Consider the following 14,433-nt stretch of genomic DNA (forward strand, 5'->3'; position numbering starts at 1 on the left):
TGCCGATTTACTTGTCGAGACCTGCCGGCGGCCAGTTTTCGAGCTTCATACCGAGCGTCAAACCGCGCGAAGCGAGCACTTCCTTGATCTCGTTCAGCGACTTGCGACCGAGGTTCGGCGTCTTCAGCAGCTCGTTTTCGGTGCGCTGGATCAGATCGCCGATGTAGTAGATGTTCTCGGCCTTCAGGCAGTTTGCCGAACGAACCGTGAGCTCGAGATCGTCGACCGGACGCAGCAGGATCGGATCGATCTGCGGTGCGCGCGACGGTGCTTCCGCCGCGGCTTCCGTACCTTCCAGCGCGGCAAACACCGACAGCTGGTCGACCAGAATACGCGCCGACTGACGAATCGCTTCCTCCGGCGAAATCACACCGTTGGTTTCGATGTTCATCACGAGCTTGTCGAGATCGGTACGCTGCTCGACGCGCGCGCTTTCGACTGCGTAGCTCACTCGGCGAACCGGCGAGAACGATGCGTCGAGCACGATACGGCCGATGATCTTCGCCGACTCTTCGCCGTAGCGGCGCACGTTGCCCGGCACATAACCGCGGCCCTTCTCGACCTTGATCTGAACGTCGAGCTTGCCGCCCTTCGACAGATGCGCGATTACGTGATCGGGGTTGATCACTTCACAATCGTGCGCGAGCTCGATATCGCCCGCGGTGACGACGCCTTCGCCTTCCTTGCGCAGCGTAACCGTCACTTCGTCACGGTTATGCAGCTTGAACACCACGCCCTTCAGGTTCAGCAACAGGTTGACCACGTCCTCCTGCACACCGTCCAGCGTCGAATATTCATGCACGACGCCTGCGATCGTCACTTCGGTCGGCGCATACCCGATCATGGACGACAGCAATACGCGCCGAAGCGCGTTACCCAAGGTGTGGCCATAGCCGCGTTCGAACGGCTCCATGACCACCTTCGCGTGGCTTTCGCCCAGCGATTCAACGGCGATAATCTTGGGTTTCAACAAACTGGTTTGCATAGGTTTTCCTTTTCAATACCCTCGGCTCGTTACACCGATAAGGCTGACCGGTAACAACCTGAAAATAAACAGCCGAGACACCCCCTTGCACGACGCAATCAGGGTACCCCGGCCGTTAATCCGATTAGCGCGAATACAATTCGACGATCAGGCTTTCGTTGATATCGCCAGCGATGTCGCTGCGTTCCGGCATCTGCTTGAACGTGCCCTCGAATTTTTTCGTGTCGACAGCGACCCAGCTCGGCAGACCGCCTTGCTCAGCCAGCGACAGCGCTTCGAGAATGCGCGCCTGCTTCTTCGCCTGTTCGCGCACCGCGACGACGTCGCCCGCCTTTACTTGCAGAGACGGGATGTTCGCAACCGTACCGTTGACGGTGATCGCCTTGTGGCCTACAAGCTGACGCGCTTCAGCGCGCGTCGAGCCGAAGCCCATGCGATAGACGACGTTGTCCAGACGGGACTCGAGCAGTTGCAGCAGGTTCTCACCGGTGTTGCCCTTACGACGGTCGGCTTCCGCGAAGTAACGGCGGAATTGGCGCTCGAGAATGCCGTAAATGCGCTTCACTTTTTGTTTTTCGCGCAGCTGCGTGCCGTAATCGGACGTGCGCGCACCCGACGTGCGGCCATGTTGGCCCGGCTTGCTGTCGAGCTTGCATTTGTCGGCGAGCGAACGGCGGGCGCTCTTCAGGAAGAGATCAGTGCCTTCACGGCGGGACAGCTTGGCTTTAGGGCCGATATAGCGTGCCACTTTGCGTTCCTTCTATGTTTGATCACGTGAACTCTCGTTCACGCTAGTCCGAACCCTTTGGGTCGAACGGTGGGCTTAGTCGATTCAATAAAGCAAGTCGCCCGTCGCCGCCGATTCAACACCCGGCGGAAACAGGCGCAAGCAAAAAAGCACGTCTTAGATACGACGACGCTTCGGCGGACGGCAACCGTTGTGCGGAACCGGGGTAACGTCCGAGATCGCCGTGATCTTGATGCCAAGGCCATGCAGCGCACGGACCGCCGACTCGCGACCAGGACCCGGGCCCTTGATTCGCACTTCGAGGTTCTTGACGCCGTATTCCATCGCCACACGGCCAGCCGATTCGGCTGCAACCTGGGCTGCGAACGGGGTCGACTTACGCGAACCCTTGAAGCCCTGGCCACCCGACGTCGCCCAGGCAAGCGCGTTGCCCTGACGATCGGTGATCGTGATGATGGTGTTGTTGAACGACGCGTGAACGTGAACCACGCCCTCGGCGACGTTCTTCTTGACCTTCTTGCGAACGCGTTGCGCCGCGGTGTTGTTCGAAGCCTTAGCCATACGTTTTCCTGTAACTGTCAGTCTCGCTTACTTCTTCAGCGATTGCGCTGCGCGGCGCGGACCCTTACGCGTGCGCGCATTGGTACGCGTACGCTGGCCGCGCAGGGGCAGGCCCTTGCGATGACGCACGCCGCGGTAGCAGCCGAGGTCCATCAGACGCTTGATGTTCATCGTCGTTTCGCGACGCAAATCGCCTTCGACGATGTACTTGCCGACTTCTTCACGCAGCTTTTCGAGGTCTGCGTCGTTCAGGTCCTTGACCTTCTTCGAAAATGCCACACCAGCGGCTTCGCAGATGATGCGCGAGCGCGTGCGGCCGATACCGTAGATAGCCGTCAGGCCGATTTCGGTATGCTGGTGGTTCGGGATATTCACCCCTGCGATACGAGCCATTGTTTTTCCTCAAACAAAAAGCGCAAGCAAAAGCGCGGCGTTCAGCCTTGACGCTGTTTGTGGCGCGGATCAGAGCTGCAAATCACGCGGACAACGCCCTTGCGCTTGATGATCTTGCAGTTGCGGCAGATGCGCTTAACCGATGCCATCACTTTCATGATATTACCCTTTTTTCAAATCACTTCGCCCGGAAAACGATCCGCGCACGCGACAGATCGTAAGGCGTCAACTCAACTGTCACCTTGTCGCCCGGCAGGATCCGGATGTAGTGCATCCGCATCTTGCCGGAGATATGTCCCAATACGACATGGCCGTTCTCCAGCTTTACCCTGAAGGTAGCGTTAGGCAGGTTCTCAATCACTTCGCCCTGCATCTGGATGACATCGTCTTTGGCCATAAGTCCTTTAGCGCATTGGGACGCCGCCGCCTTTGAAATTGGCTTTCTTCAGCAGCGATTCATACTGTTGCGACATTACGTACGACTGCACCTGGGCCATGAAATCCATGGTGACCACCACGATGATCAGTAGCGAGGTTCCACCAAAATAAAACGGCACGTTCCAGCGCAGCACCAAAAATTCGGGCAGCAGGCAAACGAACACGATATAGATCGCTCCGGCCAACGTCAGACGCGTAAGAATCCGGTCGATATAGCGCGCCGTCTGGTCGCCCGGACGGATACCCGGGACGAATGCGCCACTCTTCTTCAGGTTGTCGGCCGTTTCTCTGCTGTTGAACACCAGCGCGGTGTAGAAGAAGCAGAAAAACACGATCGCCAACGCATACAGCAACACGTACACGGGCTGGCCTGGCTTCAGCGCTTCGGCAATGTTGTGCAGCGTGTCTGCAAACCAGCCGCCGTTGTTCGCGCCGGAACTGAACCAGCTCAGAATCGTCGCCGGGAACAGGATGATCGACGATGCAAAGATCGGCGGAATCACGCCCGACATATTCAACTTCAGCGGCAGATGCGACGACTGGCCACCGTAGATCTTGTTGCCAACCTGACGCTTCGCGTAGTTCACGAGAATCTTGCGCTGGCCGCGTTCGATGAACACCACCAGATACGTCACTGCTGCAATTAGCGCGACCACGATGATTGCCGAGATGATCGACATCGACCCGGTACGCACCAGTTCGAAGAGACCACCGATCGCATTCGGGAAACCCGCCGCGATACCACCAAAAATGATGATCGAGATACCGTTGCCCAGACCGCGCTCCGTGATCTGCTCACCGAGCCACATCAGGAACATGGTTCCCGTTACCAGCGTCACAACAGTCGTCAACCGGAACACCATGCCCGGATCGAGCACGAGGCCTGGCTGGTTCTCAAGCGCAACCGCGATGCCGAAGGCCTGGAACGTCGCAAGCAGAACGGTGAAGACTCGTGTGTACTGAGTGATCTTCCGCTGCCCGGCCTGCCCTTCCTTCTTCAGCGCTTCCAGCTGCGGCGACACGATTGCCAGCAACTGCATGATGATCGACGCCGAGATGTACGGCATGATCCCCAACGCAAACACAGTGAATCGCGACAACGCGCCACCTGAGAACATGTTGAACATGCCCAGGATGCCGCCTGCCTGGCTCTGAAACAGCTTCGCCAGTTGATCCGGGTCGATACCCGGCACCGGAATATGCGCGCCGATACGATAGACGACCAGCGCCAGCAGCAGGAACACTGCACGCCGACGGAGGTCGCCGAACTTCGCCGCGCCGCGACCGGGTTTTGCGAGACTCGGACTGTTAGCCAAGTACCTTCTCCGATGCAAATGCTAGTGACGGCAATCCGCTTGCTCGTTACTCGGCAAAAGAGCCGCCCGCTGCTTCAATCGCAGCACGTGCACCCTTCGTCGCACCCAGACCCTTCACGACGATCTTGCGCTTCAACTCGCCCGTCGCAATGATCTTCGCGCTCTTCATAAGCTCGCCAACCAGACCGGCCTGCTTCAGTGCGAGCAGATCGATTTCGTCGACCGGCAACTTTTCCAGATCGCCCAGCCGCACTTCACCGACGAATTCCTTCGTCAGCGACTTGAAGCCGCGCTTCGGCAGACGACGCTGCAGAGGCATTTGACCGCCTTCGAAGCCGACCTTGTGGAAGCCGCCCGAACGCGATTTCTGACCCTTGTGACCACGACCTGCGGTCTTGCCGAGGCCGGAGCCGATACCGCGGCCGACGCGACGCTTTGCGTGCTTCGCGCCTTCTGCCGGTTTCAGGTTATTCAATTCCATTATCAACTCCTTGAGTACCCGATCAGCCGCTTAACCGATGACCTTAACGAGGTACGAGACCTTGTTGATCATGCCGCGCACAGCCGGCGTGTCTTGCAGTTCGCTGACCGAGTTGAGTCGGCGCAGGCCCAAGCCGCGCACCGTTGCACGGTGCGATTCGCGGGTGCCGATCAGGCTCTTGACGAGCTGAACCTTCACAGTTTTTTCAGACATCGTGCCCACCTTTAGCCCAGAATTTCTTCGACGGACTTACCACGCTTCGCCGCGATATCCGCCGGCGTGGACTGCTTGCGCAGGCCGTCGAGCGTCGCACGAACGAGGTTGTACGGGTTCGTCGAACCGTGGCTCTTCGCCACGACGTTCTGCACACCCATCACGTCGAACACTGCACGCATCGGACCGCCGGCGATCACACCGGTACCGTCCTTCGCCGGAGCGAGCAGGACCGTCGATGCGCCGTGCTTTCCGTGTACTTCATGTTGCAGCGTGCCGTTCTTGAGCGGCACCTTGAACATGTTGCGGCGCGCCTGTTCCATCGCCTTCTGGACAGCAACCGGCACTTCCTTCGCCTTGCCTTTGCCCATACCGACGCGGCCATCGCCATCGCCAACCACGGTCAGTGCGGCGAAGCCGAGAATCCGGCCACCCTTCACCACCTTGGTCACGCGATTGACCGAGATCATTTTTTCGCGAAGGCCGTCGTCGCGTTCGTCAGCCTGAACTTTCGCTTGCATCTTTGCCATGACGAATTCTTCCCTTAGAACTTGAGCCCGGCTTCGCGCGCGGCATCAGCCAGCGCTTTCACGCGGCCGTGGTAGCGGAAACCCGAGCGGTCGAAGGCGACGGATTCGATGCCGGCAGCCTTGGCCTTTTCAGCGATACGCTTGCCGATCAGGGTCGCAGCGGCAACGTTGCCACCCTTACCCGACTGGTCGGCGAGCTGCGCACGCACTTCGGCTTCGAGCGTCGACGCGCTGGCGAGCACCTTGGTGCCGCACGGCGAGAACACTTGAGCATAAATATGCGTGTTCGTGCGGTGAACGGCCAGGCGCGCGACCTGCAGCTCAGCGATCTTGATACGCGTCTGACGAGCGCGGCGCAGGCGAGATTGAGTCTTATCCATGATTGCGCACCCTTACTTCTTCTTCGTTTCTTTGAGGATCACGACCTCGTCGGCATAGCGCACACCCTTGCCCTTATAGGGCTCGGGCGGACGGTAACCGCGCACTTCCGCGGCAACCTGGCCGACCTTCTGCTTGTCGATCCCCTTGATCACGATTTCGGTTTGCGACGGGGTTTCAGCCTTGATGCCTTCCGGCATCTGGTGCACCACCGGGTGCGAGAAACCCAGCGACAGATTCAGCTTGTCGCCTTGCGCTTGCGCACGATAACCAACGCCAACCAGCGTCAGCTTGCGCTCGAAACCCTTGGTCACGCCGTTCACCATGTTCGCCACCAGTGCGCGCATCGTGCCCGACATTGCGTTTGCTTCGCGGCTGTCGTCGATCGGCTCGAACTTCACCGTGCCGTTGTCGTTGACCACCTTCACGAGGCGATTCGCGTTTTGCGAGATTGTGCCCAGCGGACCCTTGACGGTAATACGCTCGCCGCTGATCGCCACTTCTGCGCCCTGCAGCGCAACCGGGCTTTTACCTACTCGAGACATGTTTCTCTCTCCTTTCGGCCTTAAGCGACGTAGCAGATGACTTCGCCGCCCACGCCCGTGGCGCGGGCCTTGCGATCCGTCATCACACCCTTCGGCGTCGACACAATTGCAACGCCGAGGCCGTTCATGACCTGCGGAATCTCATTGCGGCCGCGGTACACGCGCAGGCCAGGCTTCGACACGCGCTCGAGGCGTTCGATAACCGGACGGCCGGCGTAGTACTTCAGAGCGATATTCAGCTCCGTCTTCGCGCCTTCGGACTTCACTGCGAAGTCGTCGATATAGCCTTCGTCCTTCAGGACCTGCGCGATCGCAATCTTGACCTTCGACGAGGGCATCGTCACCGAAACTTTCTCGACCATCTGCGCATTGCGGATGCGAGTCAGCATATCGGCGATAGGATCACTCATGCTCATCTTATGTTTCTCCTATTACCAGCTCGCCTTGGTCAGGCCAGGGATCTCGCCACGGAACGCGATTTCACGAATCTTGTTACGAGCCAGCCCGAATTTACGGAACGTGCCGCGCGGACGACCCGTGATCGCGCAACGATTACGTTGACGCGTCGGGTTTGCATTGCGAGGCAGTTGTTGCAGATCCAGACGAGCGGCATAGCGCTCTTCGTCCGACTTGCTCGCGTCGTCGATGATCGCCTTCAGTTCTGCACGCTTCGCCGCGTACTTTGCTACGAGGCGAGCACGCTTCTTTTCACGTTCGATCAGTGCCAGTTTAGCCACGGTAACCTCAGTTTCTGAACGGGAACTTGAAGCTGGCGAGCAGTGCCTTTGCTTCGTCGTCGGTCTTCGCGGTGGTGGTGATGCTGATGTTCAGCCCACGCAGCGCGTCGATTTTGTCGTAGTCGATTTCGGGGAAAATGATCTGCTCTTTCACACCGATGTTGTAGTTGCCACGACCGTCGAATGCACGGCCCGACACGCCACGGAAGTCACGCACACGCGGAAGCGCAACCGTCACAAAGCGGTCGAGAAATTCGTACATCGCCTGGCCACGCAACGTGACCATCGCACCAATCGGATAGCCCTGGCGAATCTTGAAGCCCGCGATTGCCTTGCGCGCTTTCGTGATCACCGGCTTCTGACCCGCGATCTTCGTCAGATCGCCGACGGCGTTCTCGATGATCTTCTTGTCAGCGACGGCTTCGCCAAGACCCATGTTCAGCGTGATCTTGGTGATGCGCGGCACTTCCATGACGGACTTGTAGCCGAACTTCTCGATCAGGCCGGGGACAACCTTCTCTTTATAGAATTCTTGCAAACGTGCCATTTTTTACTCCGCAGCGTCAGGCGCCCAGCACAGCACCAGTCGTCTTCAGGAAACGGACCTTCTTGTCTCCGTCGACCTTGATGCCGACACGCGACGGCTTACCATTCGCGTCGACCAGAGCGACGTTCGAGATGTGGAGCGGCATTGCCTTCGCTTCCACACCACCCGTCGTACCCTTTATCGGGTTCGGCTTCACATGCTTCTTGGCGATATTGATACCCTCGACCGTCACACGCTCGTCGCCAACAGCCAGCACGACTCCGCGCTTGCCCTTGTCCTTACCGGTCGTGACGATGACTTCGTCGCCTTTGCGAATCTTGTTCATCTCGGCTCCTTACAGCACTTCCGGCGCGAGCGAAACGATCTTCATGAAACGTTCGCTACGCAGCTCACGCGTGACCGGCCCGAAAATACGGGTACCGATAGGCTCAAGCTTGGTATTCAAAAGCACGGCGGCGTTGCCGTCGAACTTGATCAGCGAGCCGTCTTGACGGCGCACGCCCTTGGCGGTGCGAACCACCACGGCGTTGTAGATTTCGCCTTTCTTCACGCGCCCGCGCGGCGTTGCCTCTTTGACGCTCACCTTGATGATGTCGCCGATGTTGGCATAACGACGCTTCGAGCCGCCGAGCACCTTGATGCACATGACTTCACGCGCACCCGTGTTGTCGGCCACTTCAAGCCGAGTTTCGGTCTGGATCATGATTTACTTTTCCCAACTTAATCCGATTGCACCACCATGGCACAGCCGGTCAGTCTTGGTCCCGTCAGCCGTGTGGCTGCTTGGGTTAGAACAGGCAGCGACGGCTAACGAAACCCGCCATCGCAAATCCGGTGAATCATTTAGCGCGGGCTACCGCCCGAACCGTCTTCCCACCAGGGTTACCACTTACGATTTGCCCGCCAATCTGCCATTGCAATTGCCAACTGCAGGCAACAGCTGGGCTCCCACGAAGAGGGAAGACCGAGATTATATCAAATAATCTCGGTCTCGCAAGTCCAACCTACTGCGATTTCAACTACTTCAACGACTCGGTTATGAGCCGCAGTTGCATCAGATGATGCGAGCAGCCTCGACGAGACGCGACACCGTCCAGGCTTTCGTCTTCGAAATCGGACGGGTTTCCTGGATTTCAACGAGGTCGCCCTCGTTATAGTTGTTCGCTTCGTCGTGAGCGTGATACTTCTTCGACCGTACGACGTACTTGCCGTAGATCGGGTGCTTGACGCGGTGCTCGACCAGCACGGTGACCGTCTTGTCCATCTTGTTGCTGACGACCTTGCCGACCAGCGTCCGCTTGAGCGAGGTTTTTACGCTATCGTTCATTTCTGGTTCGCCTTCTCAGTCAGGACGGTCCGCACACGTGCGATGTCGCGACGGACCTTTTTCAGCTGGCTCGTATTCGTGAGCTGCTGGGTCGCGAGCTGCATGCGCAGGCCGAATTGCGCCTTCAACAGGTCCGACAGCTCCTTGTTGAGCGCGGCCTTATCTTTCTGGTGAAGTTCGGATGCCTTCATCATCACTCCTTAGGCGCCAAGCTGACGAACGATGAAGGTCGTCTTCAGCGGCAGCTTTGCTGCAGCCAGACGGAACGCTTCGCGTGCCAGCTCTTCGGTTACGCCGTCCATTTCATACAGCATCTTGCCCGGTTGAATCTCGGCGACGTAGTACTCCGGGTTACCCTTACCGTTACCCATACGTACTTCAGCCGGCTTTTGCGAGATCGGCTTGTCCGGGAAAATGCGGATCCAGATGCGGCCGCCGCGCTTGATGTGACGCGTCATTGCACGACGCGCCGCTTCGATCTGACGCGCGGTCAGGCGGCCGCGACCGATAGCTTTCAGGCCATACTCACCGAACGACACGGCGTTGCCGCGCGTCGCCACACCGGTGTTACGACCCTTCTGCTCTTTGCGATACTTCCTGCGTTTCGGTTGCAGCATGGTTATTCTCCAGTCTTGCCATCGCCGCCGGCAGCACCGCCACCAGCGCCGCCGGCGCCACCACGACGCGGGCCGCCACGGCGAGCACCTGCCGGACCACCGCCTTCACCGTCACGACGCGGACGGCGGTCGCCACCCGGGCGTGCGTTGCGGCGCGGACGCTTTTCCTCGGCGACTTCTTCCACCACCGGTGCATCGTTGCGGCCGAGGGTATCGCCCTTGTAGACCCACACCTTGACGCCGATGATGCCGTACGTCGTCTTCGCTTCCGATGTCGCGTAGTCGATGTCCGCACGCAGCGTATGCAGCGGCACGCGGCCTTCGCGATACCACTCCGTACGAGCGATTTCGATGCCGTTCAGACGGCCGGCGCTCATGATCTTGATGCCCTGGGCGCCAAGACGCATCGCGTTTTGCATCGCACGCTTCATCGCGCGGCGGAACATGATCCGGCGCTCGAGCTGTTGCGTGATGGAATCGGCGATCAGTTGCGCGTCGGTTTCCGGCTTGCGAATTTCTTCGATGTTGACGTGAACCGGAACGCCCATGCGCTTCTGCAGTTCCGACTTCAACAGTTCGATGTCTTCGCCTTTCTTGCCGATCACGACACCCGGACGCGAGCTGTAAATCGTGATGCGCGCGTTCTTTGCAGGACGCTCGATCACGACGCGGCCGACGGACGCGTTCTTCAGCTTTTTCTTCAGGTATTCACGAACACCGATGTCTTCCTGCAACATCGCCGCGAAATTGTTGTTGTTCGCGTACCAACGCGACGCCCAATTGCGGCTGACGGCCAAACGGAAGCCAGTCGGATGAATTTTCTGTCCCATCGTATGGCCCCTTAATTCCCGACCGTCACAGTGATGTGACAGGATTGCTTCTCAATGCGGTTGCCGCGGCCTTTCGCGCGCGCGGTGAAACGCTTGAGCGACGCAGCCTTGTCGACATAGATGCTCGTGATCTTGAGCTCGTCGATATCGGCGCCTTCGTTGTGCTCCGCATTCGCGATTGCCGACAGCACGACCTTCTTCACGATGCCAGCCGCCTTCTTCGGCGAGAACGTCAGAACGTTCAGCGCCTTGTCGACCGGCAAACCGCGGATCTGGTCAGCCACAAGGCGCGTCTTCTGCGCCGAGATGCGGGCACCGCGATGAATTGCTTTCACTTCCATCTTGATTGCCCCTTATTTCTTGGCCTTCTTGTCGGCCGCGTGACCCTTGAACGTACGGGTCAATGCGAACTCGCCAAGCTTGTGGCCGACCATGTTTTCCGTGACATACACCGGAACGTGTTGACGGCCGTTGTGAACAGCGATCGTCAGACCGATGAAGTCCGGCAGAATCGTCGAACGACGCGACCAGGTTTTGATCGGCTTCTTGTCACGCGAAGCTGCAGCCGCCTCAACTTTCTTCAGCAAATGGGCGTCGCAGAACGGACCTTTTTTGATTGAACGTGCCATTGCCTACTCCTTAACGCTTGTGACGGCGCTGGACGATCATGCTCGTCGTGCGCTTGTTGCTGCGGGTGCGGTAGCCCTTTGTCGGCGTACCCCACGGGCTCACCGGATGGCGACCTGCTGCCGTCTTGCCCTCGCCACCACCGTGCGGGTGATCGACCGGGTTCATGGCAACGCCGCGCACCGTCGGGCGGATACCGCGCCAGCGGTTCGCGCCGGCCTTACCGATTTGACGGAGGCTGTGCTCTTCATTGCCCACTTCGCCGATCGTCGCGCGGCACTCGACGTGCACGCGGCGAATTTCACCCGAACGCAGACGGACCTGTGCGTAGACGCTCTCACGAGCCAGCAACATCGCCGACGTACCAGCCGAACGCGCCATTTGCGCGCCCTTGCCCGGCAGCATTTCGATGCAGTGAATCGTCGTACCGACCGGAATGTTGCGGATCGGCAGCGTATTGCCTGCGCGGATCGGCGCTTCGGAACCGGACATCAGTTGCTGGCCGACCGCCACGCCCTTCGGCGCGATGATGTAGCGGCGCTCGCCGTCGGCGTACAGCACCAACGCGATGTTCGCGCTGCGGTTCGGGTCGTACTCGATACGCTCGACCTTCGCCGGAATGCCATCCTTCGTGCGACGGAAGTCGATGACACGATAGTGATGCTTGTGGCCACCGCCTTGATGGCGCGTGGTGATGTGACCGTTGTTGTTACGGCCTGCCTTCGACTTTTGCACGTCGAGCAGCGGTGCATAAGGCTTGCCTTTGTGCAATTCCTTATTCACCACCTTGACCATCGCGCGGCGACCCGGCGAAGTCGGCTTAACTTTCACGATTGCCATGATTACTTGGCCTCCGCTTCAAAGTTGATTTCCTGGCCGGGCTTCAGGCAGACGTACGCTTTCTTCACGTCCTTGCGCTTGCCCATGAAGCGGCCAAAGCGCTTTGCCTTGCCCTTCTGAACCAGCACATTGACGGAATCGACTTCCACCTTGAACAGCAGCTCGACAGCAGCCTTCACTTCCTGCTTCGTGGCATCCGGCGCAACTTCGAACACGACTTGCTCGTTCTTGTCGGCCACCAGCGTCGCCTTTTCGGAGATCACCGGCGCGAGCAGGACCTGCATCAAACGATGATCGTTTTTGCGAATCTCGCTCATGACAGCAACTCCTCGATCTGGGCGACCGCAGCCTTCGTGATCAGCACTTTCTTGAAGTAGATCAGCGACAGCGGGTCGGCATAGCGCGGCTCGACAACCGCCACGTGGGCGAGGTTGCGCGACGCGAGGTACAGGTTCTCATCAACCGTGTCGGTGATAACGAGCACGGAATCGAGACCCATCGCCTTGAATTTCTGGGCCAACAGCTTGGTCTTCGGTGCTTCGAGCGTCAGCTCGTCGACCACCGAGATGCGGCCTTCGCGAGCCAACTGCGAGAAGATCGAACAGAGACCTGCGCGATGCATCTTCTTGTTGACCTTGTGCGAGAAGTTTTCTTCCGGCGAATTCGGGAAGATACGACCACCGCCGCGCCACAACGGGCTCGACGTCATACCGGAACGAGCACGGCCCGTACCCTTTTGACGCCACGGCTTTTTCGTCGAGTGATGAACCTGTTCACGGTCCTTCTGCGCACGGTTGCCGCTACGAGCATTGGCCTGGTACGCAACCACGATCTGGTGGATCAGCGCTTCGTTGTAGTCACGGCCGAACACGACGTCCGACGCGGTAACTGCCGCACCTTCCTGACCATCGGCATTCAGGAGCTTAAGTTCCATTATTTCGCTCCTTTCTTCGCCGGCGTTTTCACAGCCGGCGTCACAAAGACCTTGCCGCCCTTCGCGCCCGGAACGGCGCCCTTGACGAGCAGCAACTTGCGGTCAGCGTCGATACGAGCGATTTCGAGGTTCTGCACCGTGACCGTTTCGTCACCGAGGTGACCGGTCATGCGCTTACCCGGAAACACGCGACCCGGGTCCTGCGCCATACCGATCGAGCCCGGCACATTGTGCGAACGCGAGTTACCGTGCGATGCGCGGCCCGAAGCGAAGTTGTAACGCTTGATGGTGCCGGCGTAGCCCTTACCGATCGACACGCCTTGCACGTCGACCTTCTGGCCCACTTCGAACAGATCCGGACCAACGATCGCGCCGTTCGACAGCTCAGCTGCCTTGGCTGCATCGATGCGGAATTCTTTGAGGATTTCACCAGCTTGAACGCCGGCTTTGGCGAGATGACCTGCGAGCGGCTTCGTCACACGCGATGCACGGCGCGCGCCGAAAGCAACCTGAACAGCCGTGTAGCCGTCGGTTTCAACAGTCTTGATCTGCGTCACGCGGTTGTCGGACACGTCCAGCACGGTGACGGGAATTGAATCCCCTTCAGCCGTGAAGATACGGGTCATGCCAACCTTGCGACCTACGAGTCCAAGGCTCATCGTTTTCTCCATTCCCGACTGCGATTGGTCGGGGCTAATTTACAAAATGCCGCGTTTCTCAGCGCTTTCAGAATGATCTGCTGGGCGCGAACCACCACGACTTTTTTGCGCAAATGCGCGAAAAGCCTTGCATTATAGCGAGGCCTTTCGTTTTCCGCAAGCAATCAAAGACTTAGCAGCACCCCTCGAACTGGGCGCCTTGCGAGGCTTATTGCAGCTTGATCTCGACGTCCACGCCAGCGGGCAGGTCGAGCTTCATCAGCGCGTCGACCGTCTTGTCCGTCGGGTCGACGATGTCCATCAGACGCAGGTGCGTGCGAATTTCGAGCTGATCGCGCGACGTCTTGTTGACGTGCGGCGAGCGCAGGATGTCGAAACGCTGGATGCGGGTCGGCAGCGGCACCGGACCACGAACGATTGCGCCAGTCCGCTTCGCGGTATCGACGATTTCGGCTGCCGACTGGTCGATCAGGCGATAGTCGAAAGCTTTCAGGCGAATACGGATTTTCTGGTTCTGCATGACGATTCCTTGAAAAGAGCGAGGCGATGTTGCACCGCCAAATGGGTAAAAGAACGAGGGACGAGGACTTCCGCGGGAGCGGGCGCCCTCACCCCGGGCACCATCTATTACTTGGAGCAAGCCAGCGATTTTACTCGATGATCTTGGCGACGACACCTGCGCCGACGGTACGGCCACCTTCACGGATCGCGAAGCGCAGACCTTCTT

The 14,433-nt window shown here is 58.9% G+C and carries 28 protein-coding genes and 1 pseudogene; all 29 read right to left on the reverse strand.

What is annotated here, in order from left to right; all coding sequences use genetic code 11:
- Positions 1-7: 7 nt before the first annotated feature.
- Positions 8-985 carry a DNA-directed RNA polymerase subunit alpha gene (locus tag QYH69_RS22950; RefSeq protein WP_027199071.1) on the reverse strand — a complete coding sequence of 326 codons (978 nt, stop codon included), beginning with the start codon at positions 983-985 and terminating at the stop codon, positions 8-10.
- Positions 986-1,109: 124 nt separating this feature from the next.
- On the reverse strand, positions 1,110-1,733 hold the full coding sequence (gene rpsD, locus QYH69_RS22955; protein ID WP_075158338.1) for a 30S ribosomal protein S4: 624 nt from the start codon (positions 1,731-1,733) through the stop codon (positions 1,110-1,112).
- A gap of 156 nt (positions 1,734-1,889) precedes the next feature.
- Positions 1,890-2,294, reverse strand: coding sequence for a 30S ribosomal protein S11 (rpsK, locus tag QYH69_RS22960; protein WP_017777173.1), 405 nt, complete (start codon positions 2,292-2,294; stop codon positions 1,890-1,892).
- A gap of 27 nt (positions 2,295-2,321) precedes the next feature.
- Complete coding sequence (rpsM, locus tag QYH69_RS22965; RefSeq protein ID WP_075158339.1) at positions 2,322-2,687, reverse strand: 30S ribosomal protein S13; 366 nt, start codon at positions 2,685-2,687, stop codon at positions 2,322-2,324.
- Between the two features lie 41 nt (positions 2,688-2,728).
- Entirely contained in the window at positions 2,729-2,845 is a 117-nt protein-coding gene (rpmJ, locus tag QYH69_RS22970) for a 50S ribosomal protein L36 (protein WP_004199844.1), read from the reverse strand.
- A gap of 20 nt (positions 2,846-2,865) precedes the next feature.
- Positions 2,866-3,084: a translation initiation factor IF-1 gene (infA, locus tag QYH69_RS22975; RefSeq protein WP_004521905.1), complete on the reverse strand. Its 219-nt coding sequence runs from the start codon at positions 3,082-3,084 to the stop codon at positions 2,866-2,868.
- Positions 3,085-3,091: 7 nt separating this feature from the next.
- Entirely contained in the window at positions 3,092-4,441 is a 1,350-nt protein-coding gene (gene secY, locus QYH69_RS22980) for a preprotein translocase subunit SecY (RefSeq protein WP_075158340.1), read from the reverse strand.
- Between the two features lie 46 nt (positions 4,442-4,487).
- Positions 4,488-4,922: a 50S ribosomal protein L15 gene (rplO, locus tag QYH69_RS22985; protein ID WP_075158341.1), complete on the reverse strand. Its 435-nt coding sequence runs from the start codon at positions 4,920-4,922 to the stop codon at positions 4,488-4,490.
- Between the two features lie 30 nt (positions 4,923-4,952).
- Complete coding sequence (gene rpmD / locus QYH69_RS22990; protein WP_004202755.1) at positions 4,953-5,135, reverse strand: 50S ribosomal protein L30; 183 nt, start codon at positions 5,133-5,135, stop codon at positions 4,953-4,955.
- 11 nt (positions 5,136-5,146) lie between these two features.
- On the reverse strand, positions 5,147-5,665 hold the full coding sequence (gene rpsE / locus QYH69_RS22995) for a 30S ribosomal protein S5 (protein ID WP_004197945.1): 519 nt from the start codon (positions 5,663-5,665) through the stop codon (positions 5,147-5,149).
- Positions 5,666-5,679: 14 nt separating this feature from the next.
- Positions 5,680-6,045 (reverse strand): 50S ribosomal protein L18, encoded by a 366-nt coding sequence (rplR, locus tag QYH69_RS23000; protein WP_008923336.1) that lies wholly within the window; start codon positions 6,043-6,045, stop codon positions 5,680-5,682.
- 12 nt (positions 6,046-6,057) lie between these two features.
- On the reverse strand, positions 6,058-6,588 hold the full coding sequence (gene rplF, locus QYH69_RS23005) for a 50S ribosomal protein L6 (protein ID WP_075158342.1): 531 nt from the start codon (positions 6,586-6,588) through the stop codon (positions 6,058-6,060).
- Between the two features lie 20 nt (positions 6,589-6,608).
- Positions 6,609-7,004: a 30S ribosomal protein S8 gene (gene rpsH, locus QYH69_RS23010; protein WP_075158343.1), complete on the reverse strand. Its 396-nt coding sequence runs from the start codon at positions 7,002-7,004 to the stop codon at positions 6,609-6,611.
- Between the two features lie 15 nt (positions 7,005-7,019).
- The gene (gene rpsN / locus QYH69_RS23015) at positions 7,020-7,325 is read right to left on the reverse strand and encodes a 30S ribosomal protein S14 (protein WP_075158344.1); all 306 of its coding nucleotides are present in this window, start codon (positions 7,323-7,325) and stop codon (positions 7,020-7,022) included.
- Positions 7,326-7,332: 7 nt separating this feature from the next.
- Complete coding sequence (gene rplE / locus QYH69_RS23020; protein ID WP_006052214.1) at positions 7,333-7,872, reverse strand: 50S ribosomal protein L5; 540 nt, start codon at positions 7,870-7,872, stop codon at positions 7,333-7,335.
- A 16-nt stretch (positions 7,873-7,888) separates the two neighbouring features.
- Positions 7,889-8,197, reverse strand: coding sequence for a 50S ribosomal protein L24 (gene rplX / locus QYH69_RS23025; RefSeq protein WP_308834055.1), 309 nt, complete (start codon positions 8,195-8,197; stop codon positions 7,889-7,891).
- A 9-nt stretch (positions 8,198-8,206) separates the two neighbouring features.
- Entirely contained in the window at positions 8,207-8,575 is a 369-nt protein-coding gene (gene rplN / locus QYH69_RS23030; protein WP_012402188.1) for a 50S ribosomal protein L14, read from the reverse strand.
- A 351-nt stretch (positions 8,576-8,926) separates the two neighbouring features.
- A complete protein-coding gene (rpsQ, locus tag QYH69_RS23035; RefSeq protein WP_075158346.1) occupies positions 8,927-9,199 on the reverse strand; it encodes a 30S ribosomal protein S17 in 273 nt (90 codons plus the stop codon).
- Entirely contained in the window at positions 9,196-9,390 is a 195-nt protein-coding gene (gene rpmC, locus QYH69_RS23040; protein ID WP_075159014.1) for a 50S ribosomal protein L29, read from the reverse strand. The genes rpsQ and rpmC overlap by 4 nt, the downstream gene beginning before the upstream one ends.
- A 9-nt stretch (positions 9,391-9,399) precedes the next feature.
- A complete protein-coding gene (rplP, locus tag QYH69_RS23045; RefSeq protein WP_075158347.1) occupies positions 9,400-9,816 on the reverse strand; it encodes a 50S ribosomal protein L16 in 417 nt (138 codons plus the stop codon).
- A 2-nt stretch (positions 9,817-9,818) separates the two neighbouring features.
- Positions 9,819-10,646 (reverse strand): 30S ribosomal protein S3, encoded by an 828-nt coding sequence (gene rpsC, locus QYH69_RS23050; protein ID WP_308834056.1) that lies wholly within the window; start codon positions 10,644-10,646, stop codon positions 9,819-9,821.
- An 11-nt stretch (positions 10,647-10,657) separates the two neighbouring features.
- Positions 10,658-10,987 (reverse strand): 50S ribosomal protein L22, encoded by a 330-nt coding sequence (gene rplV / locus QYH69_RS23055; RefSeq protein ID WP_007730533.1) that lies wholly within the window; start codon positions 10,985-10,987, stop codon positions 10,658-10,660.
- Between the two features lie 12 nt (positions 10,988-10,999).
- On the reverse strand, positions 11,000-11,275 hold the full coding sequence (gene rpsS / locus QYH69_RS23060; RefSeq protein ID WP_006998484.1) for a 30S ribosomal protein S19: 276 nt from the start codon (positions 11,273-11,275) through the stop codon (positions 11,000-11,002).
- A gap of 10 nt (positions 11,276-11,285) precedes the next feature.
- Positions 11,286-12,113: a 50S ribosomal protein L2 gene (gene rplB / locus QYH69_RS23065; RefSeq protein ID WP_308834057.1), complete on the reverse strand. Its 828-nt coding sequence runs from the start codon at positions 12,111-12,113 to the stop codon at positions 11,286-11,288.
- Positions 12,114-12,115: 2 nt separating this feature from the next.
- A complete protein-coding gene (rplW, locus tag QYH69_RS23070; protein ID WP_075158350.1) occupies positions 12,116-12,430 on the reverse strand; it encodes a 50S ribosomal protein L23 in 315 nt (104 codons plus the stop codon).
- Positions 12,427-13,047 carry a 50S ribosomal protein L4 gene (rplD, locus tag QYH69_RS23075; protein ID WP_075158351.1) on the reverse strand — a complete coding sequence of 207 codons (621 nt, stop codon included), beginning with the start codon at positions 13,045-13,047 and terminating at the stop codon, positions 12,427-12,429. The genes rplW and rplD overlap by 4 nt, the downstream gene beginning before the upstream one ends.
- The gene (gene rplC, locus QYH69_RS23080; RefSeq protein WP_075159015.1) at positions 13,047-13,706 is read right to left on the reverse strand and encodes a 50S ribosomal protein L3; all 660 of its coding nucleotides are present in this window, start codon (positions 13,704-13,706) and stop codon (positions 13,047-13,049) included. Before rplC ends, rplD begins: the two co-directional genes overlap by 1 nt.
- A 208-nt stretch (positions 13,707-13,914) precedes the next feature.
- The gene (rpsJ, locus tag QYH69_RS23085; RefSeq protein WP_017777154.1) at positions 13,915-14,226 is read right to left on the reverse strand and encodes a 30S ribosomal protein S10; all 312 of its coding nucleotides are present in this window, start codon (positions 14,224-14,226) and stop codon (positions 13,915-13,917) included.
- A 130-nt stretch (positions 14,227-14,356) separates the two neighbouring features.
- Positions 14,357-14,433: pseudogene (locus QYH69_RS23090) on the reverse strand (elongation factor Tu); the annotation flags it as partial.

The sequence above is a fragment of the Paraburkholderia sp. SARCC-3016 genome (assembly GCF_031119615.1).
Lineage (GTDB): Bacteria > Pseudomonadota > Gammaproteobacteria > Burkholderiales > Burkholderiaceae > Paraburkholderia.